The organism is Neptuniibacter sp. QD57_21 (genome assembly GCF_047778075.1).
GTDB lineage: Bacteria > Pseudomonadota > Gammaproteobacteria > Pseudomonadales > Balneatricaceae > Neptuniibacter.
The window spans coordinates 2,251,284-2,272,596 of the sequence record NZ_CP180549.1 but is presented as its reverse complement, the minus strand read 5'-3'; the positions used below and the strand labels follow the sequence as shown (position 1 = coordinate 2,272,596).

At 44.4% G+C, this 21,313-nt stretch carries 24 protein-coding genes; 17 read left to right on the top strand and 7 right to left on the bottom strand.

Translation table 11 applies throughout. From position 1 onward, the window contains the following. Positions 1–67 precede the first annotated feature (67 nt). The 9 genes from ACMXYS_RS10115 (at position 68) to ACMXYS_RS10075 (ending at position 8,933) form a co-directional block, all read left to right on the top strand. Entirely contained in the window at positions 68–691 is a 624-nt protein-coding gene (locus ACMXYS_RS10115) for a phosphoribosylanthranilate isomerase (protein WP_415881581.1), read from the top strand. Further along, positions 681–1,901: a tryptophan synthase subunit beta gene (gene trpB, locus ACMXYS_RS10110; protein ID WP_415881580.1), complete on the top strand. Its 1,221-nt coding sequence runs from the start codon at positions 681–683 to the stop codon at positions 1,899–1,901. Before ACMXYS_RS10115 ends, trpB begins: the two co-directional genes overlap by 11 nt. Positions 1,902–1,921: 20 nt before the next feature. Then, a complete protein-coding gene (gene trpA / locus ACMXYS_RS10105; RefSeq protein WP_415881579.1) occupies positions 1,922–2,725 on the top strand; it encodes a tryptophan synthase subunit alpha in 804 nt (267 codons plus the stop codon). A 15-nt stretch (positions 2,726–2,740) separates the two neighbouring features. After that, complete coding sequence (gene accD / locus ACMXYS_RS10100; protein WP_415881578.1) at positions 2,741–3,667, top strand: acetyl-CoA carboxylase, carboxyltransferase subunit beta; 927 nt, start codon at positions 2,741–2,743, stop codon at positions 3,665–3,667. An 80-nt stretch (positions 3,668–3,747) separates the two neighbouring features. Then, positions 3,748–5,013 (top strand): bifunctional tetrahydrofolate synthase/dihydrofolate synthase, encoded by a 1,266-nt coding sequence (folC, locus tag ACMXYS_RS10095; RefSeq protein WP_415881577.1) that lies wholly within the window; start codon positions 3,748–3,750, stop codon positions 5,011–5,013. A gap of 3 nt (positions 5,014–5,016) precedes the next feature. Next, a complete protein-coding gene (locus ACMXYS_RS10090) occupies positions 5,017–5,580 on the top strand; it encodes an SPOR domain-containing protein (RefSeq protein ID WP_415881576.1) in 564 nt (187 codons plus the stop codon). Between the two features lie 64 nt (positions 5,581–5,644). Then, positions 5,645–6,139, top strand: a complete 495-nt coding sequence (locus ACMXYS_RS10085; RefSeq protein ID WP_415881575.1) for a CvpA family protein — start codon at positions 5,645–5,647, stop codon at positions 6,137–6,139. A 39-nt stretch (positions 6,140–6,178) separates the two neighbouring features. Next, on the top strand, positions 6,179–7,699 hold the full coding sequence (purF, locus tag ACMXYS_RS10080; RefSeq protein WP_415881574.1) for an amidophosphoribosyltransferase: 1,521 nt from the start codon (positions 6,179–6,181) through the stop codon (positions 7,697–7,699). 13 nt (positions 7,700–7,712) lie between these two features. Continuing rightward, positions 7,713–8,933: an O-succinylhomoserine sulfhydrylase gene (locus ACMXYS_RS10075; protein ID WP_415896424.1), complete on the top strand. Its 1,221-nt coding sequence runs from the start codon at positions 7,713–7,715 to the stop codon at positions 8,931–8,933. 65 nt (positions 8,934–8,998) lie between these two features. Here ACMXYS_RS10075 and ACMXYS_RS10070 read toward each other — a convergent pair whose 3' ends face one another. From ACMXYS_RS10070 to thpR, 4 genes are read right to left on the bottom strand one after another with little or no spacing between them, the layout of a single operon-like run. Beyond that, on the bottom strand, positions 8,999–9,679 hold the full coding sequence (locus ACMXYS_RS10070; RefSeq protein WP_415896423.1) for an SDR family NAD(P)-dependent oxidoreductase: 681 nt from the start codon (positions 9,677–9,679) through the stop codon (positions 8,999–9,001). A 50-nt stretch (positions 9,680–9,729) separates the two neighbouring features. Next, positions 9,730–10,671: an AraC family transcriptional regulator gene (locus tag ACMXYS_RS10065; RefSeq protein WP_415896422.1), complete on the bottom strand. Its 942-nt coding sequence runs from the start codon at positions 10,669–10,671 to the stop codon at positions 9,730–9,732. Next, positions 10,664–11,095: a GNAT family N-acetyltransferase gene (locus tag ACMXYS_RS10060; RefSeq protein WP_415896421.1), complete on the bottom strand. Its 432-nt coding sequence runs from the start codon at positions 11,093–11,095 to the stop codon at positions 10,664–10,666. Before ACMXYS_RS10060 ends, ACMXYS_RS10065 begins: the two co-directional genes overlap by 8 nt. 51 nt (positions 11,096–11,146) lie before the next feature. After that, positions 11,147–11,668 (bottom strand): RNA 2',3'-cyclic phosphodiesterase, encoded by a 522-nt coding sequence (gene thpR, locus ACMXYS_RS10055; protein ID WP_415896420.1) that lies wholly within the window; start codon positions 11,666–11,668, stop codon positions 11,147–11,149. A 175-nt stretch (positions 11,669–11,843) separates the two neighbouring features. Between thpR and ACMXYS_RS10050 the strand changes: the two genes are divergently transcribed. From ACMXYS_RS10050 to ACMXYS_RS10035, 4 genes are all read left to right on the top strand, one after another. Continuing rightward, positions 11,844–12,785, top strand: coding sequence for a tRNA-dihydrouridine synthase (locus ACMXYS_RS10050; RefSeq protein WP_415896419.1), 942 nt, complete (start codon positions 11,844–11,846; stop codon positions 12,783–12,785). Positions 12,786–12,810: 25 nt separating this feature from the next. Continuing rightward, positions 12,811–13,506, top strand: a complete 696-nt coding sequence (locus tag ACMXYS_RS10045; RefSeq protein ID WP_415881567.1) for a DUF3592 domain-containing protein — start codon at positions 12,811–12,813, stop codon at positions 13,504–13,506. Positions 13,507–13,601: 95 nt separating this feature from the next. Continuing rightward, entirely contained in the window at positions 13,602–13,937 is a 336-nt protein-coding gene (locus ACMXYS_RS10040; protein ID WP_415896418.1) for a cupin domain-containing protein, read from the top strand. Further along, positions 13,934–14,506 (top strand): O-acetyl-ADP-ribose deacetylase, encoded by a 573-nt coding sequence (locus ACMXYS_RS10035; protein ID WP_415896417.1) that lies wholly within the window; start codon positions 13,934–13,936, stop codon positions 14,504–14,506. Before ACMXYS_RS10040 ends, ACMXYS_RS10035 begins: the two co-directional genes overlap by 4 nt. Positions 14,507–14,520: 14 nt before the next feature. Here the strand turns inward: ACMXYS_RS10035 and ACMXYS_RS10030 are convergent, their stop codons facing one another. Beyond that, positions 14,521–14,940: an Hsp20 family protein gene (locus ACMXYS_RS10030; protein WP_415881564.1), complete on the bottom strand. Its 420-nt coding sequence runs from the start codon at positions 14,938–14,940 to the stop codon at positions 14,521–14,523. A 138-nt stretch (positions 14,941–15,078) separates the two neighbouring features. Further along, positions 15,079–15,498: a DUF2185 domain-containing protein gene (locus tag ACMXYS_RS10025; RefSeq protein ID WP_415881563.1), complete on the bottom strand. Its 420-nt coding sequence runs from the start codon at positions 15,496–15,498 to the stop codon at positions 15,079–15,081. Between the two features lie 194 nt (positions 15,499–15,692). Here ACMXYS_RS10025 and ACMXYS_RS10020 point away from each other — a divergent pair, with 194 nt between their 5' ends. Beyond that, positions 15,693–15,989 (top strand): DUF3622 domain-containing protein, encoded by a 297-nt coding sequence (locus ACMXYS_RS10020; RefSeq protein ID WP_415896416.1) that lies wholly within the window; start codon positions 15,693–15,695, stop codon positions 15,987–15,989. 79 nt (positions 15,990–16,068) lie between these two features. Here the strand turns inward: ACMXYS_RS10020 and ACMXYS_RS10015 are convergent, their stop codons facing one another. After that, positions 16,069–16,839 carry a DUF4197 domain-containing protein gene (locus ACMXYS_RS10015; protein WP_415896415.1) on the bottom strand — a complete coding sequence of 257 codons (771 nt, stop codon included), beginning with the start codon at positions 16,837–16,839 and terminating at the stop codon, positions 16,069–16,071. Between the two features lie 302 nt (positions 16,840–17,141). Here ACMXYS_RS10015 and ACMXYS_RS10010 point away from each other — a divergent pair, with 302 nt between their 5' ends. The 3 genes from ACMXYS_RS10010 (at position 17,142) to ACMXYS_RS10000 (ending at position 21,312) form a co-directional block, all read left to right on the top strand. Next, positions 17,142–18,818: a diguanylate cyclase gene (locus ACMXYS_RS10010; RefSeq protein ID WP_415896414.1), complete on the top strand. Its 1,677-nt coding sequence runs from the start codon at positions 17,142–17,144 to the stop codon at positions 18,816–18,818. Positions 18,819–18,828: 10 nt separating this feature from the next. After that, on the top strand, positions 18,829–19,521 hold the full coding sequence (locus tag ACMXYS_RS10005) for an aspartate/glutamate racemase family protein (protein ID WP_415896413.1): 693 nt from the start codon (positions 18,829–18,831) through the stop codon (positions 19,519–19,521). Positions 19,522–19,674: 153 nt separating this feature from the next. Next, positions 19,675–21,312: a hypothetical protein gene (locus ACMXYS_RS10000; RefSeq protein WP_415896412.1), complete on the top strand. Its 1,638-nt coding sequence runs from the start codon at positions 19,675–19,677 to the stop codon at positions 21,310–21,312. The last annotated feature ends 1 nt before the right edge of the window (position 21,313 follow it).

Here is a 21,313-nt window from a genome sequence, read left to right as displayed (position 1 = left end):
TGACTGACTTAGTGGCCTTCTATCTGCTACTATTTGCAACCTGATATTTTCTAAGTGAACTGTATCTGTGAACCGAACGCGCGTTAAAATTTGTGGTATTACGAATATAGAGGATGCTTTAGCAGCAATTACTGCTGGAGCCGATTCTCTTGGCTTTGTTTTTTATGCGCCGAGCCCTCGTGCTGTAGAGGTTGAACAAGCGGCAGAAATCATTGCAAAGCTTCCAGCGTTCGTCACAACAACAGCGCTGTTTGTTAACGCAGAGCGAGAGTTTATTGATCGAGTTATCGAACAAACTCGTATAGATTTACTTCAATTTCATGGTGATGAAACTGAAGCGTTCTGTAGCAGTTTGAGCCGCCCGTACATCAAAGCTATACGGATGAAGCCAGAACTGGATTTAACAGAGACGGTAGAACAATTTACATCAGCGCAGGCTATTCTGCTGGACGCTTATCGTCCGGGTGTACCAGGTGGAACTGGTGAAGCCTTCGACTGGGATCGTATTCCTACACCTCATCCAGCTACGATTATTCTTGCTGGGGGGCTTAACTGTGAGAATGTAGCAGAGGCTGTTCAAACCGTTAAACCTTACGCGATAGACGTGAGTGGTGGGGTAGAGAAGAGTAAAGGTATCAAAGATACCGACAAAATTAATAGATTTATAAATGAGGTAACCCGTGCCAACTAATATCGATCTTAAAGCACTTGCTCAGTTGCCCGATAGTAAAGGCCATTTTGGCCCTTACGGTGGTCGTTTCGTATCTGAAACTCTAATGGCTGCGCTTAAGCAGCTAGAAGAAACTTATGAGAAGTTGTGGCGAGATCCAGCGTTCCAGGAAGAATTTGATCGTGATCTGGCACATTATGTTGGACGCCCTTCGCCTTTGTATCATGCGAAGCACCTTTCAGAAAAAGTAGGTGGTGCACAAATTTACCTGAAACGTGAAGACCTCAACCATACGGGTGCTCACAAGGTTAATAATACAATTGGTCAGGCGCTTCTTGCTAAATACACTGGCAAGCCGCGTGTTATCGCAGAGACAGGTGCTGGTCAGCATGGTGTAGCTTCTGCAACTGTAGCGGCACGTTTAGGTCTTGAGTGTCAGGTATATATGGGCGCTGAAGATGTTCAGCGTCAGGCACTTAACGTTTATCGTATGAAGCTTCTTGGTGCAGAAGTTATTGCGGTTGAATCGGGTACTCGCACGCTTAAAGATGCGATGAATGAAGCGATGCGCGATTGGGTAACCAATGTTGATAATACTTTCTACATCATTGGTACTGCAGCGGGTCCACATCCATACCCTAAGTTGGTTCGAGATTTCCAGTGTGTAATAGGTCGTGAAGCACGTCAACAGTGTTTAGATCAAACGGGCCGTCTACCTGATGCACTTGTAGCTTGTGTTGGTGGTGGTTCAAACGCTATTGGTCTATTCCACCCATTCATCGAAGATGAATCTGTAAAAATGTATGGTGTTGAAGCTGGCGGTTATGGTGTAGAAACGGGACAGCATGCCGCGCCACTATCTGCAGGTAGCCCTGGTGTGCTTCATGGTAACCGTACATATTTGATGTCTGACGAAGGTGGTCAGATCATTGGTACTCACTCTGTATCTGCTGGCCTGGATTACCCAGGCGTTGGTCCAGAGCATGCTTACCTAAAAGATACTGGTCGTGCCACTTATGTTGATGCGACAGATGATGAAGCTATGGATGCATTCCGTGCACTAACACGCGTTGAAGGTATCATGCCGGCAATTGAATCAAGCCACGCAGTTGCATATGCAATGAAGTTGGCTAAAGAGATGGATAAGGATCAGACAATTGTTGTTAACTTGTCTGGTCGTGGTGATAAAGATATTCATACGGTCGCACAGATCGATGGCATCAATATCTGATTTGTGCGAGGAAAAGTAGAATGAGTCGTATTGCTGCAAGCTTTGCAAAGCTTAAATCTGAAGGCCGCAAAGCCCTAATCCCTTATGTAACAGCGGGCGATCCTGCACCGGAAGTTACAGTAGGTTTACTACACGCTATGGTTGAAGCGGGTGCCGATGTTATCGAATTGGGTATCCCATTTTCAGATCCAATGGCAGATGGTCCAGTTATCCAACTAGCTTGTGAGCGTGCGTTGACACACAATGTACGGTTGCTTGATGTGCTGGCAATGGTAGCTGAGTTCCGTCAGAAAGATAATGAAACGCCAATCGTTTTGATGGGTTATCTTAATCCGATCGAAATTCTGGGTTACCAGCGCTTTGCTGAAGAAGCGAAGAAAGCAGGTGTGGATGGTGTTTTAACCGTTGATCTTCCTCCTGAAGAATCAGGTGAGTTCAACCAGATCATGCGTGAGCATGATATTGATACCATCTACCTATTGGCGCCGACTACTGAAGAAGAGCGTATTAAATACGTTTGCGAGAACGGTAGTGGTTACCTGTACTATGTATCAGTGAAAGGGGTTACAGGCTCCGCTTCACTTGATGTTCAGGCTGTAGCTGACAGACTAGACATCGTTCGTAAATACACTGACATTCCTTTAGGTGTAGGTTTTGGTATCAAAGATGCTGAATCAGCTACTGCCGTGTCAAAAATTGCGGATGGTGTTATTGTCGGCAGTGTTTTAGTTAATAAGATTGCATCTCTAGTAAAAGATCAGGGCAAAATCGCTCCTGAGGTAGCTGCAATTATCAAAGATATGCGTCAAGCAATGGACAGCTAATAAGGTTTTAAAATAATGAGTAACTGGCTGGAAAAAATTGTTCCTTCTCTTGTTCGTTCAGAGAAAAAGCGCTCGAATATCCCTGAGGGCTTGTGGAAAAAATGCCCTAAGTGTGAATCTGTTCTTTACCGCCCTGAGTTGGAAAAGAACCTGAATGTTTGTCCTAAGTGCGATCACCACATGCGTCTAAACGCACGTCGTCGCCTTGAATTGTTCTTAGATGAAGATAACCGCCAAGAGCTAGCAACAGATGTAGAGCCTATCGATCGTCTGAAGTTTAAAGACTCTAAGAAATATAAAGACCGTTTGAGTGCAGCACAGAAAAGCACGGGTGAAAAAGATGCATTGATCGCTATGCGCGGCGAACTAGAAGGTTTGCCTGTTGTAGCGGTTGCATTTGAATTTAGCTTCATGGGTGGTTCTATGGGTGCAGTTGTTGGTGAGCGTTTTGTTCGCGCTGCCAATATCGCTCTAGAAGAGAATATCCCACTGATCTGTTTCTCAGCATCAGGTGGTGCGCGTATGCAGGAAGCCTTGTTCTCTCTATTCCAGATGGCGAAAACAAGTGCGATCCTAGAAAAGCTACGTCTACAAGGTACGCCTTATATTTCTGTACTGACAGACCCAGTATATGGTGGCGTTTCTGCATCGCTGGCGATGTTGGGTGACTTGAATGTTGCTGAGCCTAAAGCGCTTATGGGCTTTGCGGGACCTCGCGTAATCGAACAAACAGTTCGTGAAAAATTACCTGAAGGTTTCCAACGCAGTGAGTTCCTACTAGAGCATGGCCAGGTTGATATGATTATTAACCGCGGTGAAATGCGCTCTCGCTTGTCTCGCATCTTGCGTAAGCTAACCAACCAAAGCCCGCTACCTCCTGTAGAAACAGTTGAGGGTGAGGTTGTTGTTGAGGAAGAGCCTGCGAAACCTGAAGCAGAGTAATTGCTCAAGGTAATAAAAATGGCCGACGTGAAAACGCCGGCCTTTTTGGTTTCTGGTGATTGTTAAAAGTTGTTGGTCTTATGAATACCGCTAATCAAAAAATGAATCTTTCTGAATGGTTGTCTTGGATGGAGCAGTGCCATCCGTCTGAAATCGAACTAGGTTTAGGCCGTGTCAGTCAAGTTGCAGAAAAGTTAAAAATCGATCTGTCAGCATCAACTGTTGTGACTGTTGCAGGTACAAATGGAAAAGGTTCAACGATTAGTTACTTGAACAGCATCTACCAACAGGCTGGATACAGTGTCGGCTGCTACACATCTCCTCATTTTATCGACTATAACGAGCGAGTTAAGTTAAACGGCCAAAATTCAACTGACCAACAATTGTGCGATGCTTTCGAAAAAATAGACCAGGCGCGTGGTCAGATACCACTGACTTACTTTGAGTTTGGCACTTTAGCTGCCTTAGTTATTTTTTCTGAAACGAAACCGGATCTGGTTCTGCTTGAAGTAGGCTTGGGTGGCCGTTTAGATGCAGTGAACATCATTGATGCGGACATTAGTGCGGTCACTACCGTCTCGATTGACCATGTTGATTGGTTAGGTGATAACCGCGAAGTGATTGGTCGTGAGAAATCAGGTATTTTCCGTGCTGCTAAGCCTGCTATCTGCGGTGATCTCAATCCTCCAAAGTCTGTTGCTATTTATGCTGATGAGATTGGTGCCGATCTACATCAATCAGGTGTTGATTTTACCTATGAAGAAAACGGCGAACTGTGGTGCTGGCAGGGAAAGGATGCTCAAGGTCAGTCTAAATCGATTACCGACCTCAAGCAGCCAGAGCTACCAATTCAAAATGCAGCTACCGCAATCAAAATTGTTCAGCATATTCCGTTAGCGATTTCGGATGAGCAGATTAAAACAGGTATTCAGCAAGCAGCGCTAACAGGTCGTATGCAACATGTAGAACAAGACAATCTGCATTATTGGCTAGATGTAGCCCATAACCCTGAAGCAGCAGAGCTGTTGAGTGATCGTATCCAAGGATTATCGGGCGATGTGTATCTCGTTTTGGGGATGTTAGCGGATAAAGATTGTCAGCAAGTTATAGATACACTAGCTCCAGTAGTGAAAGCTACTTATCTTTCTGACATCAATGTTCCGCGAGGGCAAAAAGCTGCTGAGTTAGCCGAGCTATTCCCTAATGAGGCTTCGGTTCAGGAATTTTCATCAGTTAAAGCGGCAATTGAAGCGGTTCGAATAGACACTAACCCAAATGACAATGTTATTATTGCGGGATCATTCTTTACCGTCAGTGATGCGTTGACGATTTTGGCAAGGAAATAGCTAATGCAGCAGAAAGTAAAATACCGCTTAGTAGGGTTTGCAGTGATTCTTCTCTCTGCAGCGGTGATCTTTCCTGTTTTTTTTGACGGTGCTGGTTATAAAGAGCGACACCTTCAGTCCGAAATTCCTCCAGGCCCCGAACGTCCTGAAATTGTACGTATAGAACCACAGAATAAACCGTTGCCTGATACTTCTAAGCCTGCTGAACCTAAGCCGCCGGTTGAGTTGCCTAAACCACCAAAACAGGTGAAGCAGGTAATCGAGAAGATTGAAAAAGAGCAAAAGGTTGAGCTAGAAATTCATAAAGATCAGCCTGTACTTGACCAAGAAGGTGTTCCAGTGGCTTGGACGCTGCAGCTTGCTAGTTTTAAAGATGAAGCTAATGCTAAGAGCTTGCGTAAGCAACTAATCGGTGAAGGGCACAAAGTCTTTACTCGTAAACAGGGTGAATTGATTAAGGTTTATGTAGGGCCTGAATTCCAAAAGAGCCGATTAGAGTCGCTTAAGTTATCACTTAAAAAAGATTTTGGATTGAATGGCATTATTGTTCGTTTTACTACGCAATAATAAAGCGTGAAGCGATCCTATAAACTCTGTTAAAATGCGCGCAATTTCTTACTGAGCTGTAAAGATGAACTGGGCTGACTGGACCATACTTAGCATCATTGCGATATCAAGCCTTATGAGCTTAAGGCGAGGCTTTGTTCGAGAAGCACTTTCCCTGATCACATGGGTAACGGCTTTTATCGTTGCGCGCCTATTTTCGCAGTCATTGTCAGTTCTGTTAGAAGCTTATATTCAAACGCCGTCAGTACGTTTAGTCGCAGCGTTTGCTATCCTCTTTATAGCCACTCTTGTTGTTGGAGTCATGATCAATAAACTGATCGGTGCGCTCGTAGAAGCAACGGGGTTGTCTGCAACTGACCGTATTCTTGGAATCGGATTTGGTGCAGCACGAGGTGGTTTAATTATCGTGGCTATAGTCGCGCTGATTGGAATGAGCCCAGCGGTTGAAGATCGCTGGTTCAAGGAATCACAATTGATTCCACACTTTTTACTTATGGAAGCATGGACCAAAGAGACAGCGAGCGAAGTGGGTCGCTTGATCTGGAATGCGGGACGCTAAATTTTTCTTTTGTTAGTTTGCACTTTGAGGTGAGTTTTAATGTGCGGCATTGTTGGCATCGTAGCCAAATCTAATGTAAACCAGACTATTTTTGATGCTCTGACTGTTCTACAACATCGTGGACAGGATGCAGCGGGCATGGTTACTTGTGAAGGTAACCGTTTCTTCTTACGCAAGGATAACGGCCTGGTAAACGAAGTATTTCGTACCCGCCATATGAAACGTCTGGTAGGTAACGTGGGCATCGGTCACGTTCGTTACCCTACGGCCGGTAGTTCTAGCTCGGCTGAAGCGCAGCCGTTCTATGTGAACTCTCCATACGGTATCGCGTTAGCTCATAACGGCAACCTGACAAATGCAGAAGATGTAGCTGAACAAATGTTCCGTGCTGATCTGCGTCACATCAATACAACATCTGATTCAGAAGTGTTGTTAAACGTATTTGCTCATGAGCTTCAACGTCAGGGCAAACTGCAGCCACAAGCTGAAGATATGTTTGAAGCGGTTCGTCGTGTTCACGAGCGCTGTAAAGGTGGTTATGCCGCAGTAGCAATGATTACGGGTTACGGCATGTTGGCGTTCCGTGATCCTCACGGTATTCGCCCACTGACTTACGGTAAGCGCGAAACTGCAGAAGGTACTGAGTACATGGTAGCTTCTGAAAGTGTTGCTCTAGATATCTCTGGTTTCGAACGTGTTCGTGATATCGAGCCGGGCGAAGCGATCTACATCGATATGGAAGGTAACGTATCTACTAAGCTTTGTGCAGATAACACGCAGCTTGCGCCGTGCCTATTTGAATACGTATACCTAGCGCGTCCAGATTCAATTATTGATGATGTAAACGTACATATCTCTCGTATGCGTATGGGTAAGAAGCTAGCAGAGAAGGTTTTACGTGAGCGCCCAGACCACGATATTGATGTGATCATCCCAATCCCAGATACAAGCCGTACCTCTGCTATGGAGATGGCTAAAGATTTGGGTGTTACGTTCCGTGAAGGTTTTATCAAAAACCGTTACATCGGTCGTACTTTCATCATGCCAGGTCAGACACAGCGTAAGAAGTCTGTTCGTCGTAAGCTGAACCCAATTGGTATGGAATTTAAAGATAAAGTTGTCATGTTGGTTGATGACTCTATCGTACGTGGCACTACCTCTAGCCAGATTGTTCAGATGGCTCGTGATGCAGGTGCTAAGAAAGTTTACTTTGCATCTGCTGCGCCAGCGGTTAAATACCCGAACGTTTACGGTATTGATATGCCAGCAGCGGAAGAGCTTATCGCTCATGGCCGTACAGATGATGAAGTGGGTGAAGAGATCGGTTGTGACTGGATGATCTACCAAGAGCTAGATGATCTTAAAGCATCTGTATCTGAAGGTAACCCAGAAATTACGGCGTTCGATACCTGCGTATTTGATGGTAAATACGTAGCGGGTGATATCGATGAGCAGTATCTTGAGCGCTTGAAGGCTGCCCGTAACGATGACGCTAAAGGCAGTAATAACAAAAAGGTTGAGAGTAACGAATCCTCTAACCTTTGTAGTAAGATCGATTAAGGAGCAATAGTCGATGTCTATTTCTGATTACGAACGCGCTGAGCGTATCCAGTTCGAGCCTTCAGAAGGTTACGATCTGGAAACACTTGCTTTGCGTTCAGGTCAACACCGTTCCTTAGAAGGGGAGCACAGTGACCCAATCTACCCGACATCAAGCTATGTCTTCTCGAGTGCGCGTGAAGCAGCTGCACGTTTTGGTGGTGAAGAGGAGGGTAACATCTACTCTCGCTTCACTAATCCAACTGTACAGTGTTTTGAAGAACGCATCGCAGCACTAGAAGGCGGAGAAAGAGCAGTCGCAACAGCTTCTGGCATGGCGGCAATTCTTAGTACCTGCCTATCGTTAATGCAAAATGGCGATCATGTTGTTTGTTCGCGCAGTGTATTTGGTTCTACTGTATCTCTGTTTGATAAGTACCTTACACGTACAGGCATCAAAGTTTCTTATGTTGACCCAACTAATCTTGATAGCTGGGAATCAGCAATTACAGAAGATACTAAGATGCTGTTCTTGGAGACGCCTTCTAATCCGTTGTCTGAGCTAACAGACGTTGTAGCCGTTGCTGAGATCGCACATAAGTATGATGCATTGTTGGTCGTTGATAACTGCTTCTGCACGCCGATGCTTCAGCAGCCGTTGAAGCAAGGTGCAGACATCATTATTCACTCAGCGACTAAGTACCTTGATGGTCAAGGTCGTTGTGTCGGTGGTGTGGTTGTTGGCAGCGATAAGCATATGGAAGAGGTGTTTGGCTTTATTCGTACTGGCGGCGCTTGCTTGAGCCCTTTCAACGCTTGGGTTTTCCTTAAAGGCTTAGAGACCCTTAAATTGCGTATGGATGCTCACTGCACCAACGCTATGGAGATGGCGAAATGGCTAGAAGAGCAAGACGGTATTGATCGTGTCTTCTACTCAGGCCTTCCAAGCCATCCACAGCACGAGCTAGCTAAGAAGCAGCAAAAAGGTTTTGGTGGTGTGCTTTCCTTCGAAGTGAAAGGCGGTAAAGACGCAGCGTGGCGCTTTATTGATGCAACTAAGATGGTGTCCATCACCGGTAACCTAGGTGATGTGAAAACAACAATCACACACCCAGCGACCACGACTCACGGTCGTATGACACCTGAAGCTCGAGCTGAAGCGGGCATCAAAGACAACTTGGTTCGTCTCTCTGTTGGTATTGAATCGATCGAAGATCTTAAAGCAGATATGCTTAGAGGTCTGGCAGCAGTTTAATCGTTGCAGTTAAGATCTAAAAAAAGCGGCTCTCGGGCCGCTTTTTTGTGCTTCAAATAAAGAGTCTAAATGCTTTTCTGGCTTAAATTAATATCTCCAATCTCCACATCTTTAGAGAGTGACATAATCATTTCTATCGAGGTTATGATATCCGAGATTGGAATAGGGGCTTGATCCGCCATGCGGCCCTCTTCTATATCCGTTAGCACTTCTTCAGTACCGACATTTCCCGGGTTTATGACAGTAAATCCGATGTTTTCTTGTGTTAGTGCTTTACGTAGGCTTTGTATAGCACCGCGTAGGCCGAACTTGCTTGCAGCATAAGCGACTTGCTCTGAACCTATATTTTCTAAACCTGAGTTTGCACCTAGATAGATTGCTCTTGGGTTAGAAGCGCGTGCTAGGTTTGATGCGATAGCCTTAGTGAGCTCGATGGGCGCAACAAGGTTCACCTGCATGATCTGCTGGGTTTCTTCGTATTTGGTCTTTCTGAAGTCAAAGTCGTCGGTGAAGCCTTCATCCTCCCAAATCCCGCTGGAATAGATCAGGGTGTCTATAGGTTGCTCCCCTAGCTGAGCTGCAATCGTTTTTATTTCTTCTTCCACAGAAAGGTCTGCACGAATCCATTCGCAGTTTTTAGATGGGCTTCGAGATACACCTATAACGTTGTGGCCAGCGTCAGAAAAGTGCCTCGTTAGCTCTTCACCAATACCTCGGCTGCTACCAACAATCAAAACTGTCTTCATCAAATTGCCATCCATCTAGTTTTATAGGGTATCTCGGTTATCACACTGTTTTATAACTGTTTAACTTTGATATAAACATTCATTTCGACAAAGCGGTCTTTCCTTGTATCGTTTAGATAGTGCGCAATAGGCGCTAAGTCATCTGGTTCAAAGCCGCTGTTAGGGAGCCAATGAGAGTAGAGCTCCATATAGAAATTACTTACTTTATCACCGTCTCCTTTGTAATAAGCCGAGGCATATTGACCGGACGGAATAGTTGCTACTTCAAATGGTTCGCTCACCGGCGTGTCGTCTTCAATCTGAACACAAGCATCGTAACGGCAATGCTCAGTTGGCGTGATCATAGGGTTATCATGGCAGATAGCAAAGCGTTGGTTTTCAAAATTTTGTAACTTTAGGCTTCTAGCCCAGTTATCTAGTTTATCCCAAGTTTCAAAAATGGCGGGAAGGTCATATCCCTTTGGTGCTGTCAGATAAGCGATTCGTTTAGCTTTAAGCTCTTCAATGGTTACTCGCATGAGTATTTCCTCTAATTTGTCAGGATCAAACTTCACTTGGTCAGTGACAAATTGAGAGTACAGATCACTTGGATTGAATACTTTTCCATACTTGCTAGTTAGTTTTCCAATCTTGCTATCTTTTATTTCGCTGGGGTCCCTTATTTGACTAGGGGTGATGCCAAAGTAATTTTTAAATGCTTTTGAAAAGTTAGCGCTAGAGGAGTAACCGCCGGCGTTGGCTACCTCGGTAATGCTCATTTCTTTGTGGCAAATCAGTCTATTAGCAGAGGCTTCCATCCTTTTGCGGATGATAAAGTCATTAACGGTTTCACCTGTGAGGGCGTGAAAAATACGGTGGAAATGAAAAGGGGAGAAGCAGCTAACTTGAGCAATCTTATCTAGGTTTAATTGCTGCTCTAGGTTTGAGCAAATGTATGTAGTTGCTAGATTGATGCGGCGTAAATACTCTTTGTTCGCCTGATTTTTATTCATGTTTACTTTTCACTAATACCACTTGTTGCTTAGTTTCTACGTACCCTAGTTCTTGATAAAACTTGTGGGCCGATGTACGAATCGAATTGGCCCGAATTCGAATGCTATTCACTCGTTCCGACAACCAATGTTCAGCTGTTTTCACTAACCCTTTGCCTAAGCCATATCCACGGTGTTCTTTATCAACAACAAGGCTTACGATTTCACCTTGAGTGCCTTCAGCTAAGCGAATATCAATGATAGCTGAGATACAGCCTACAACAACGCCATTTAACTCGGCGATAAAAACCTCTCCGCCGGCTTTATGAACTGATCTTATATTTGTGAGTAGAGATTGTTCCGAGTGGGTGTAACCTAATTGCTTCATTAGGGCGATTAAGGCCTGAAGATCCTTTTCTTGGTAAGTGCGATAGATAGGTTCCATCAATTGACTATATCACAGGTTTTCTAAGGTTAGTCAGAGAGACTAAGCTGGTTAATCAGGCAGAAATTCCACTTCGGTTAGGTACTCAGCGCCATCCACCTTCAAAACACTACTTTTAAGCTGGAAAGCACTAACCTCCAAATTCGCAGTGAATCCCAGTCCTTTATGGCTGACCCGACTGACCACTTGAGGTGTTAATTTTTTGCTGCGCCCCAATGTGATATGAGGCATGTATTTTCGTTGTTCTAGTTCTATGCCAAGCCCTCTAACTTTGTGGCTTAGTGACTTTTGTAAACGCTTTAAGGGCTCAGATTCTTCTACGCCTAACCAGATTATTCCTGATTTGAAATAGCCTATCTTCTGTAGACAAAGTTCAAAAGGTTCAAAACTTGTTTCAGACACCGCTTCAATTATCTCTTCCAAGTGTTGATGGGGCTGATCGCCAATAAACACTAAGGTGATATGCAGTTGATGACTCACGGTCCAGCGAACTTGTTCGAGTTCAGGGCAATAGAGTTCGGTAATTCGATCCTGAAGATCTTCAGGCAGATCGATAGCTAGGAATAGGCGCATAGCGGAAACTAAAAAACACAGCTTATGGTTATTTCTATCTTAGTAAATCATAGGTGTGTTTGGAAGGAATGCTACAAAGCTTTATAAAGCGACTTTCAAAGTCATCTACTCATTTTTATCACCTCCATAGCAGCTTATAATAACCGTCCTTTTTTATTTCTATAGATAGCCTACTTTGAAAATTGTCTTAGCCCCGATGGAGGGCGTCGTTGATTACACTATGCGCGATCTGCTAACACAGGTCGGTGGTATAGATCACTGTGTTACAGAGTTCTTGCGTGTTAGTGATCGTGTTTTGCCGGCTAAAGTGTTCCGACGTTTATGTCCTGAGTTACATAATGGCGGGAAAACGCCTTCAGGTACGCCCGTTATTCTTCAGTTGCTTGGGAGTGATCCAAGTGTCCTAGCCGGTAACGCACGTAAAGGCGCTAAGCTTGGTGCACCTGGGATCGATCTGAATTTTGGCTGTCCAGCCAAAACAGTGAACCGCAGTAAAGGTGGAGCTGTATTATTGGATACGCCAGAGCTTGTTCATGAGATCGTAAAGGCAGTAAGAGAAGCTGTTCCTGCAGAAATTCCGGTATCGGCAAAGATGCGTTTGGGCAATAAAGATAAATCTTTGGCTATGGAAAATGCCCATGCAATTGCTGAAGCGGGCGCTGATAGTTTAGCTGTACATGCACGAACAAAACTCGAAGGTTACAAGCCACCCGCTCACTGGGAATGGATTGCGAGAATTCGAGAGGCGGTTGATCTTCCTGTGGTTGCTAATGGTGAGGTATGGAATTGGCAGGATTTTCAACGTTGCCGTGAAGTCAGTGGTTGCGACACGATTATGATCGGTCGCGGCCTTATTGCTAAGCCTGACCTAGCCAAGATCATCAAATATCACCTTGCCGGTGAAGAAGTGTCCAGTTATAACTGGACTCAGGTTGTGCCATTTATTGAGGCTTATTTAAATCGTATTGAGCGAGATATATCCCCTAAATATGTACATGGTCGTATAAAACAGTGGTTACATCATTTACAGCGAGAATATCCTGAAGCGGGTGAGTTGTTTAGTCAAATTAAGTGTCTGAAAGCTCCATCGGAAATCCGTCAAACGTTACTTTTATAATCATCATTCTATTAAGGATAATTGGATGAAAGCGATCTCAATCATTAAATACCTGTTCAGCCTGATTGGTTTAGGTCTGTTGATTCTAGCGTTTGTGTTATTCACAAATACTAAGAGCTTTTTGGAAACCGCTGTTACTGCTGAAGGAACAGTTATAGAGCTAAGAGCCTCTAGAAGCAGTGATTCTCTTACTTATCACCCAGTCGTCTCATTTGTTACTAATGAGGGGCAGAAAGTGACATTTTCATCTAGCGCTGGGAGTAACCCGCCAAGCTACTCCCAAGGCGAGATCGTTGAGGTTCTATACCAAGCGAAATCGCCGCAAGACGCTAAGATTAATGGCTTTTTCACCCTCTGGGGTGGGGCAACCATTGTGGCTGGCCTTGGAACTGTTTTCTTCATCGTAGGCATACTTATTCTGATATTTAGCGGTATGAAAGGCAGAAAACGTGATTACCTGAAAACTCAGGGTGTACCTATCAAAGCTCAGATTCATACACTAGACCGGAACACCTGTATGGAAACGGATGGTGTAAGCCCGTTTGTGATTAGTTTGCAGTGGCACAATCCAGAAGATAACAAGATCTATCTATTTAGAAGTGATGATATTTGGTTTGATCCTACTGAATATGTTGTGACTGATGAACTCACTGTTTATATCGATCGGAACAATCCCACTAAGTACCACGTCGATCTCTCTTTTTTACCGGAAGTAGCCTAACTTTATAGCGTGTCACTTAAGTGTCATGAAAGTGGTTTATAAATTAATTGAGCAGGCAGTGACATGGTCTGCTCCAATCAGTGAGTGGTAGCACTATGAACCTCTATGACCTGTCAGGCTCGGGACCAGAATCAGAAAAGTTCGACCCGTTACTCTCTACTGATCAGTTTCGCATTGAACGCATTATCTCTCATGCCCATGCAACCCCCGAAGGGGAATGGTACGACCAAGCTTGGGATGAGTGGGTAATCGTTATCTCTGGAAGCGCAGGGCTTCGTACAGAAAATCCAGATCAAGAATTTACCCTCAATGCAGGAGACAGTTACTGTTTTCCTGCACATCAACGACACCGTGTTGAATGGACTGATTCTGATCTGCCGACGATCTGGCTCGCTGTTCACTACAATGAACCTAAGGAGGCTGAATCATGACAGCCAAAATTAGCTTTGTTAAGAACGATATTACTCAATTGGATGTTGATGCAATTGTTAATGCTGCTAACAACAGTTTGCTGGGTGGTGGCGGTGTAGACGGTGCTATTCATTCTGCAGCTGGCCCCGATCTGTTAGCTGAGTGTCGCACGCTTAATGGCTGTGACACGGGTAACGCGAAAATTACCCAAGGTTATCGCCTTCCTGCTCAATACATCATTCATACGGTAGGGCCAGTTTGGCGGGGTGGTAATCAGGGAGAGTCAGTAGCGTTGGAAGCTTGTTATCGTAACGCGCTGGCTGTAGCCAACGAAAACAAAATCAAAACTATCGCATTTCCGGCGATCAGTTGCGGTGTTTATGGCTACCCATTAGAACAGGCTGCAGAGATTGCGCTATTAACGGTTAAGAGCGAACTGAAAAAAGAGACAAGCGTAGAAGAGGTAGTCTTTTGCTTGTTCAGTGATGAACTGCTTTCGGTATATCAAGAGGCTGCCTCTAAACTTCCTGAAGCCATTAAAAAAGGAGGCAACATGACCTCCTTTTTTGTCCTAGAGCGCTGTCAGTGAGAGTTCTAACAGTATTAGTGTTCGATCTGGATCTGACGAGGCTTCATCGCTTCAGGGATTTCATGAATCAGATCAACATGAAGCAAACCGTTTTCCATAGAGGCTTTAGTCACTTTTACGTGATCCGCTAGCTGAAAACGTCTTTCAAAATTGCGCGCTGCTATACCTTGGTAAAGGTATTGGCGATCTTGAGTTTGTTCTTTCTTCTGACCCGTAATCGTCAGAGTGCCGCTTTCACTTTGAATATCTAATTCGTCTTTTTCAAAGCCTGCCACAGCCATGGTAATACGGTAATTATTTTCTCCAAGTAGTTCGATGTTGTATGGAGGAAATGAAGGCTGATTGTCGTTGCGGTTAGCGTTATCTAGCATGTTAGCTAGACGGTCAAAACCAATGGCAGAACGGTATAGTGGAGATAGATCGAATTCACGCATCTGTATATCCTCATCAAGCAATATATCTAAATTTAAAAGTCTGGCCCCTCTCTTGAGCGAGCCGTTAACCGACCTCTTTTGAGCCTCGGTTAACTATTTAGATAATGTCACTTGATGAGAATTCAAGCGTAAGGGGAATTATTTTTCTTCTTCAACGTTAAATCGATCAACGTCGTTGGTGATTTCTACATCAACATCGTGCGAAGGAATGCGGTAATCGTGCACACGTTCCCATGAGTCTGAACCAGGAACACGTTCCCAAACTGTACCTGCATTGTAGGTAACCAGCTCGCTCAAGGATGGGTCTAGGCGGCACATCTTTTCTACTGGGACAGGAAGAAGGTTGGAAAGCTGATCTTCCAAAAACTCTTCAGTTTCATAACCAGTAAACATGCGCCAGCCGGTGTCGTTTAAGTGTTCAGGAACTGTCTTATACATAAAACGAATAGGCAGAGTTTCATCAAAACAAAGTTTTGAAACCAGCGCTAAGAAGCCGTTTTTGGTTTGGTTTGTTTCGGATTCAGTAGTTTTAGGCGTATCAACGTCAACAGATTTCATGAGCACTCAAACAGTAATAAATTAATAGCCATTCTATTTTAAACGCTGATTGAGCCCTATGCCAGCCGCTAAAAGGTTAAGAAAATGGATGTTTTTATGCTTTTCCGACTAAAGGGATAGAAATCAGTCTGAACGTCGAATTAGTCATGCTAGAATACGCTACTTATACAGATTGACCTGCTAGGAATAAATGAATGGCCAAAGGTAAAAAGTACGATTTTCAGTTAGTAGCCGAAGGGGAAACTTGGAGCGCTAAAATTTTGCGTCAGGCAAGTGCTCGTAAGACCGTTGTCTCCAAGAAGCAGGATGGCTTTGCTACTGAAGATGAGGCTAAAGCGTGGGCGGAAGCTCAGCTACAGAAATTCCTAGAGCAGCAGCAGGAGCGTAATAAGCGCAAAGCTGAAAAGCGCGAAGAGCGTGCGGAGATTGAAGCACGTCAGGCTGAAGCTCGTGCGCGTAATGACGAGTCTTATTTCGACGAAGACGAGTAAGATCGCCCAGTAATAAAAAAGCCGAGTTACGTGTTTAGCGTACTCGGCTTTTTTGTAGACGTTACATCTAAACTTGTACTTATTTAAACACTTCTTTTAGCAGGTCAGTTGTACGTGCTGCTGGGTTTTCGCGAATCTTCTTCTCTTCTGCAGCAAGCATGGTGAATAAGCCATTTAGTGCTTCTTCAGTTACATAGTTGTCTAAATCTACGTTAACTTTTTCGCCCACAAATGGGATATCTTTGGCTTCGCCGGCAAGGTCATTGTAGTAACGAGTCGCACCAACCTGACCTAGGGATTCTTTTACGCTTGGCTGGAACAACTGGCGCAACTTATCGCTGGTCTTCTCTTTGAAGTATTGAGTCGCTGCATCGTCAGAGCCTTGGTAGATCTTTTTTGCATCTTCAAAGCTCATCTCTTTTACCGCACCGACAATCAGATCGGTTGCTTGAGGAGCTGCTTTCTCCGCTGCGCGGTTCATGCTTTCTTCAAACTGATTAACTTGTTTTTCTAGACCGTATTTGCGAAGAAGGGAAGCAACTTTATCGATACCATCTGGCAGAGGAATACGGATGTTTTTGTTATCTAGATAACCGCCTGGTTGACTAATTTCTTCGATAGCGCGTTTGCTACCAACTTCTAACGCTTCTTTAAGGCCTTTAATTAGCGTTTCCGTGTCTAGATTAGTCACTTTACCACTGCTAGCACTGCCTGTTGCTGTATCAAGTACTTTCTTTTGAAGCTCTTCATCTTGAACGGCTTCTTTAAGTGCGTCAGCCCAACCTGCGTGAGCTGTAACGGAAGCCATTGATGCCGTTAGGATAGAGGCGATCAGATATGATTTTTTCATGTGTAAAAGTTCCCTTTGTCGCTATTGGGCCTAGCATAGCAAAGAACCACGAACAGAGCCTTAACATCCTAAGCAATCTAGTGAGTAAAAAACGTGAACTATTGGACTATAAAAAAGTATTTTTTGTGTAGAGCGACTAAGCTAGTATCGGTAGGGTAAGTACCCATCGTTTAGAGGTGGGTATTTGAGTTAAGGGTTTACCGTCTGAGGAAAGGATATAGGTGCCTAGGTTTTATCAGGACATATCTGATTTATTATCCGCCAGCGGGAGGGTCTTCGCTTTCCTCCTGTGTACTCTTCTTTTGATTTTTTCATTTCCCATCTATGCCGGTCAGAGTAGTGAAAAATCCTTTGCCGTAGAGCCATTTAATACTCGGTACCTTCAAGAAGTTGATGGTATTAACCTTCACCCAAATCAAGCGTTAAAAGATGTTCGCTCTAAGGGAACGCGCTCGGAGTTCGATATCCTTAATTTCGGTCTGGGTGCACCTCCGGTTTGGGTTCATTTTGAAGTAAGTAACTTCAGTGAAAGCGAACAGCTTCGTTATATTCAGATCGAAAACTCTTGGCTAGATCATATACACCTCTACGTTTTTAAGGAGGGTAAGTTACTTCAAAGCGATAAAGCTGGTGATGCTATACCCTATGAAGAGAATCGTACGAGTCGATTCTTTTCATTTCCTCACAATTTCCAGCCAGGCGAAACCTCAGTATTAATTAGAGTCGAAACGCCAGAACCGCAACTGTTGCCGTTGTTTGTTTTAACAGAAAACGACATGTTGGAGCGGAAGATTAATACAGGTTATGAATATGGGATAATCTATGGTTTTCTGACCGCGTTGCTGATCTACAATGTATTGCTGTACTTCAGTTTGCGCAGTAGTCGATATCTATTTTATTCGCTCTACTTGGCAACCTTTATCATCTTAAATCTGGCATATACCGGCCATGCATTCAAATGGATCTGGCCGAACTGGCCCGAATTCCAGAACCAGATGATCCCACCCATGATGATGCTGTTTGCCTATCTAGGGAACCTATTTTGTCGAGCCTTTCTGGCCTTGCCAATGAAATTTCCTAGGATAAATACCAGTTTCAATCTGCTAAACACATTTATGCTCTGTTCGGTGATCTGGTATGCCCTGTCAGGCAATTACCTGACTATGTTGGTAACTGCTTTTATCTGTGTAATCCCATTTGCTCTCTTAATGATTACTGCCGGTGTAGTAGCCTGTCATGCAGGTGTTAAAGAAGCTAAATACTTTTTGGGCGCCGCGATTTTTGCCATGATCAGCGCAATTGTTACGGCTTTTACCGTGTCTGGTGTTGTTGAGTACCATCCATTTGGCTTCCACGCGGTAGAGTACGGAATTTTGATTGAGGCAGTACTCTTTGCCTTAGCGCTTGCCTACCAATTCCGCATTAGCCAAACCGAAAAAATAGAGGCTCAACGTTTAGCCGATCGAGATCAGTTAACCGGTTTATATAACCGCCGCGGCTTTCAGAAAGTGATGGAGCCTATATACAGTAATGCTACGCGTTATAACCGTAATATTTGTGTGATGTTAATGGACATCGATCATTTTAAAGAGATCAATGATACTCACGGTCATGGTTTTGGGGATCAGGTTTTATTGGATCTATCTGGTTTATTAATGCGAGAGCTTCGAGCGGGAGATATTATTGCTCGTTGGGGTGGGGAAGAGTTTATTTTGGTGCTTCCTGAAACTCAGCATGATGAGGCGATCACGTTAGCTGAACGTTTGATTGGTGTTATCTCTAATCAGGTGGTTCGGCAGCAACAGATAGAGGCGCAATATACGGTTAGTATTGGTATAGCCGATATGAGTGATCCGATGGATAGTATGTCTAACCTTATCGATAATGCTGATCATTACTTATATAAGGCCAAAGCTTCGGGTCGTAATAGGGTTGCTTACAAAGTTGAAAAAACTTCAAATTGGCTAGTTAAATTTTAAAAGGATTTTTATGAAAACGATCGGCTTACTGGGTGGAATGAGCTGGGAGAGCACGCAGGGATATTATCGCTCGATAAACGAGGGTGTTAAGTCGCGCTTAGGTGGTTTACATTCTGCGCAGATAGCGATGTATAGCGTAGATTTCGATCCCATTGAAAAACTACAGCATCAAGGTGATTGGGCAGGAACTGCTGCTATTTTGTCGCAAGCAGCTAAAAATATTCAGGCGGCAGGTGCTGACTTTCTCCTTATCTGTACCAACACTATGCATAAAGTGGCGCCTCAGATTGAAGCGGCGATCGATATCCCACTGATTCATATTGCTGATGCCACAGCTGAAGAATTGATTAAACAAAATGTAAAAACTGTCGGCTTATTAGGCACTGCATTCACTATGGAGCAGGGTTTTTATAAAGACCGATTAACAGATAAGTTTGGTCTATCGGTTGTTGTCCCGAATGAAGCTGATCGAGCGGTTATTCACGAGGTTATCTATAAAGAACTGTGCTTAGGTCAGATCAATCCCAACTCTAAATCCGAGTATCTAAGAATTATCAAAGTACTGGCAGAGCAGGGGGCAGAAGCTGTGATATTAGGCTGTACCGAAATTGGTATGTTGGTGAAACAGAGTGATACGCACATCCGACTGATTGATACCACAGCGATTCATGCGCAAGCGGCAGTTGAATTGGCGCTGGCATAGCCTTCATCGTCATCGTTATTTAGAACAGAGAGAGCAGTTCATTTAACTGTACCCACTGTACCTATCTTTTTTCTTCTCATTATCCTCCTATTTAGGCCGATAGGGTTTCTTACACTATCTTTTTATCTCTGGGTGCAGCGGCAGGGAGGCCTTATGAAAATCTCCAGCTCGATGATTGGTTTTAATAGCCAGCACGAAAAACAGATTACCGATTCAGCTCAACAACAGAGCGCTGCGGTCAGTCAGCAAGTGACGCTTTCTCCTGAGGCGGCTTCTAACTGGCGAGCGGGGACGAGCGTTGATCTTTCCTACGACGCGCGTATGCGTTCCGAGAAAGCTGCCAGTGTTAATAGCGTCAGTAGTGTGCAATCGGCGCAAGGTACCAAGCAAATCCAGCAAACACACAATGTAATCTCTCTCGTTGAAACCGTGTTGCATGAAGGGATGCAGCTTGAACGTTTGGCGATGAACCCGCCAATCCCAGTACAGAATATTCAGCTTGCATCGTTAGAGACGTTTCAGGCGATAGAAGCCTTTAGCGAGCAAGAGATACAAGCCCTTAGCGCTCAAAATATACAAGCCCCTAGTGCCGAAGAGTTACAAGCACAAGTGAGCTTGGAACAGCTCGATATCAATATATCTGATATCACCTTGAATGTAGGTAGACAGGTCGCTGATGAGGTCCGAGTCCAGATAGCGAATCAACGCGTATATACCGAAGAGGAAAAACTCTCGGTAGGCACGCAAGGTGTCATTACCACCGAGGATGGTCGAGAGATCAACTTCCTGTTAGAGCTAGAAATGGAGCGTAGCTTTGTTTTGGAAGAACGTTTTAGTGAAGAGCGAGTCGACCGGAGTCTGATCGATCCGTTGGTGATCAATCTCCATGGTGGTGCCGCCGGTTTAACCAATAGTAGTTTCAGTTTTGACCTCAATGCTGATGGCACTGAAGAAGAGATCTCTTTTGTTGCTCAGGGTAGTGGGTTCTTGGCTTTAGACATCAACAATGACGGCCAAATTAATGATGGTTCTGAGCTGTTTGGTACGCAGGGGCAAGATGGTTTCTCCGATCTAGCTAAATATGACTCGGACAATAATCATTGGATTGATGAAAACGATGAAATTTTCAGCAAGCTAAAAGTTTGGACCCGTGATGAAGAGGGTAACGATCAGCTAACCAGTCTGAAAGATGCTGGTGTTGGTGCGATCTATCTGGGCTCAACCTCATCTTCGTTTGATCTGACCGATGATCAGAATAATCTATTAGGCCAAGTAAAACGCAGCGGTGTATTCCTATTTGAAGATGGTACTGTCTCCAGCATTCAAGAGTTGGATATCGCAGTACATGAGGAGAATGCCGCCACAGCTGGTGGATTGGCTGAGCAGTACCAAAATGCCATTGATCGTTTTGGGCAGGAGCAGACCGTAACTAGGGATCAGGAGGTGTTTGAAGAGCGTCCTACATTCTTAGATCTGCTGTTAGCACAAGACCAAGCGGAAGCCGAGTTAGCTGAGCAAAGAGGTGAAAGTGAAACACGGCAGAGTGTGCGGGCTGAAAGCACTGTAGAGCAGAGAGAAACGAGCCAGAGCCGAGAAGTAACACAAACCGATGGTAAGACTGAACAAGAGGAAGCTAGGGTTTATGTAGAACATGAACGGCTTTCTGTCTTGCAAGATCTAAGAGAGAGAACCGAGATTCAAATCGCGGATGAGCAGGATAAATATGATTACCTTAAGTCCATTATAGAAACGCTAAAACAAGTGCATTCAAACCAAGCTAACGAAGTTTAAC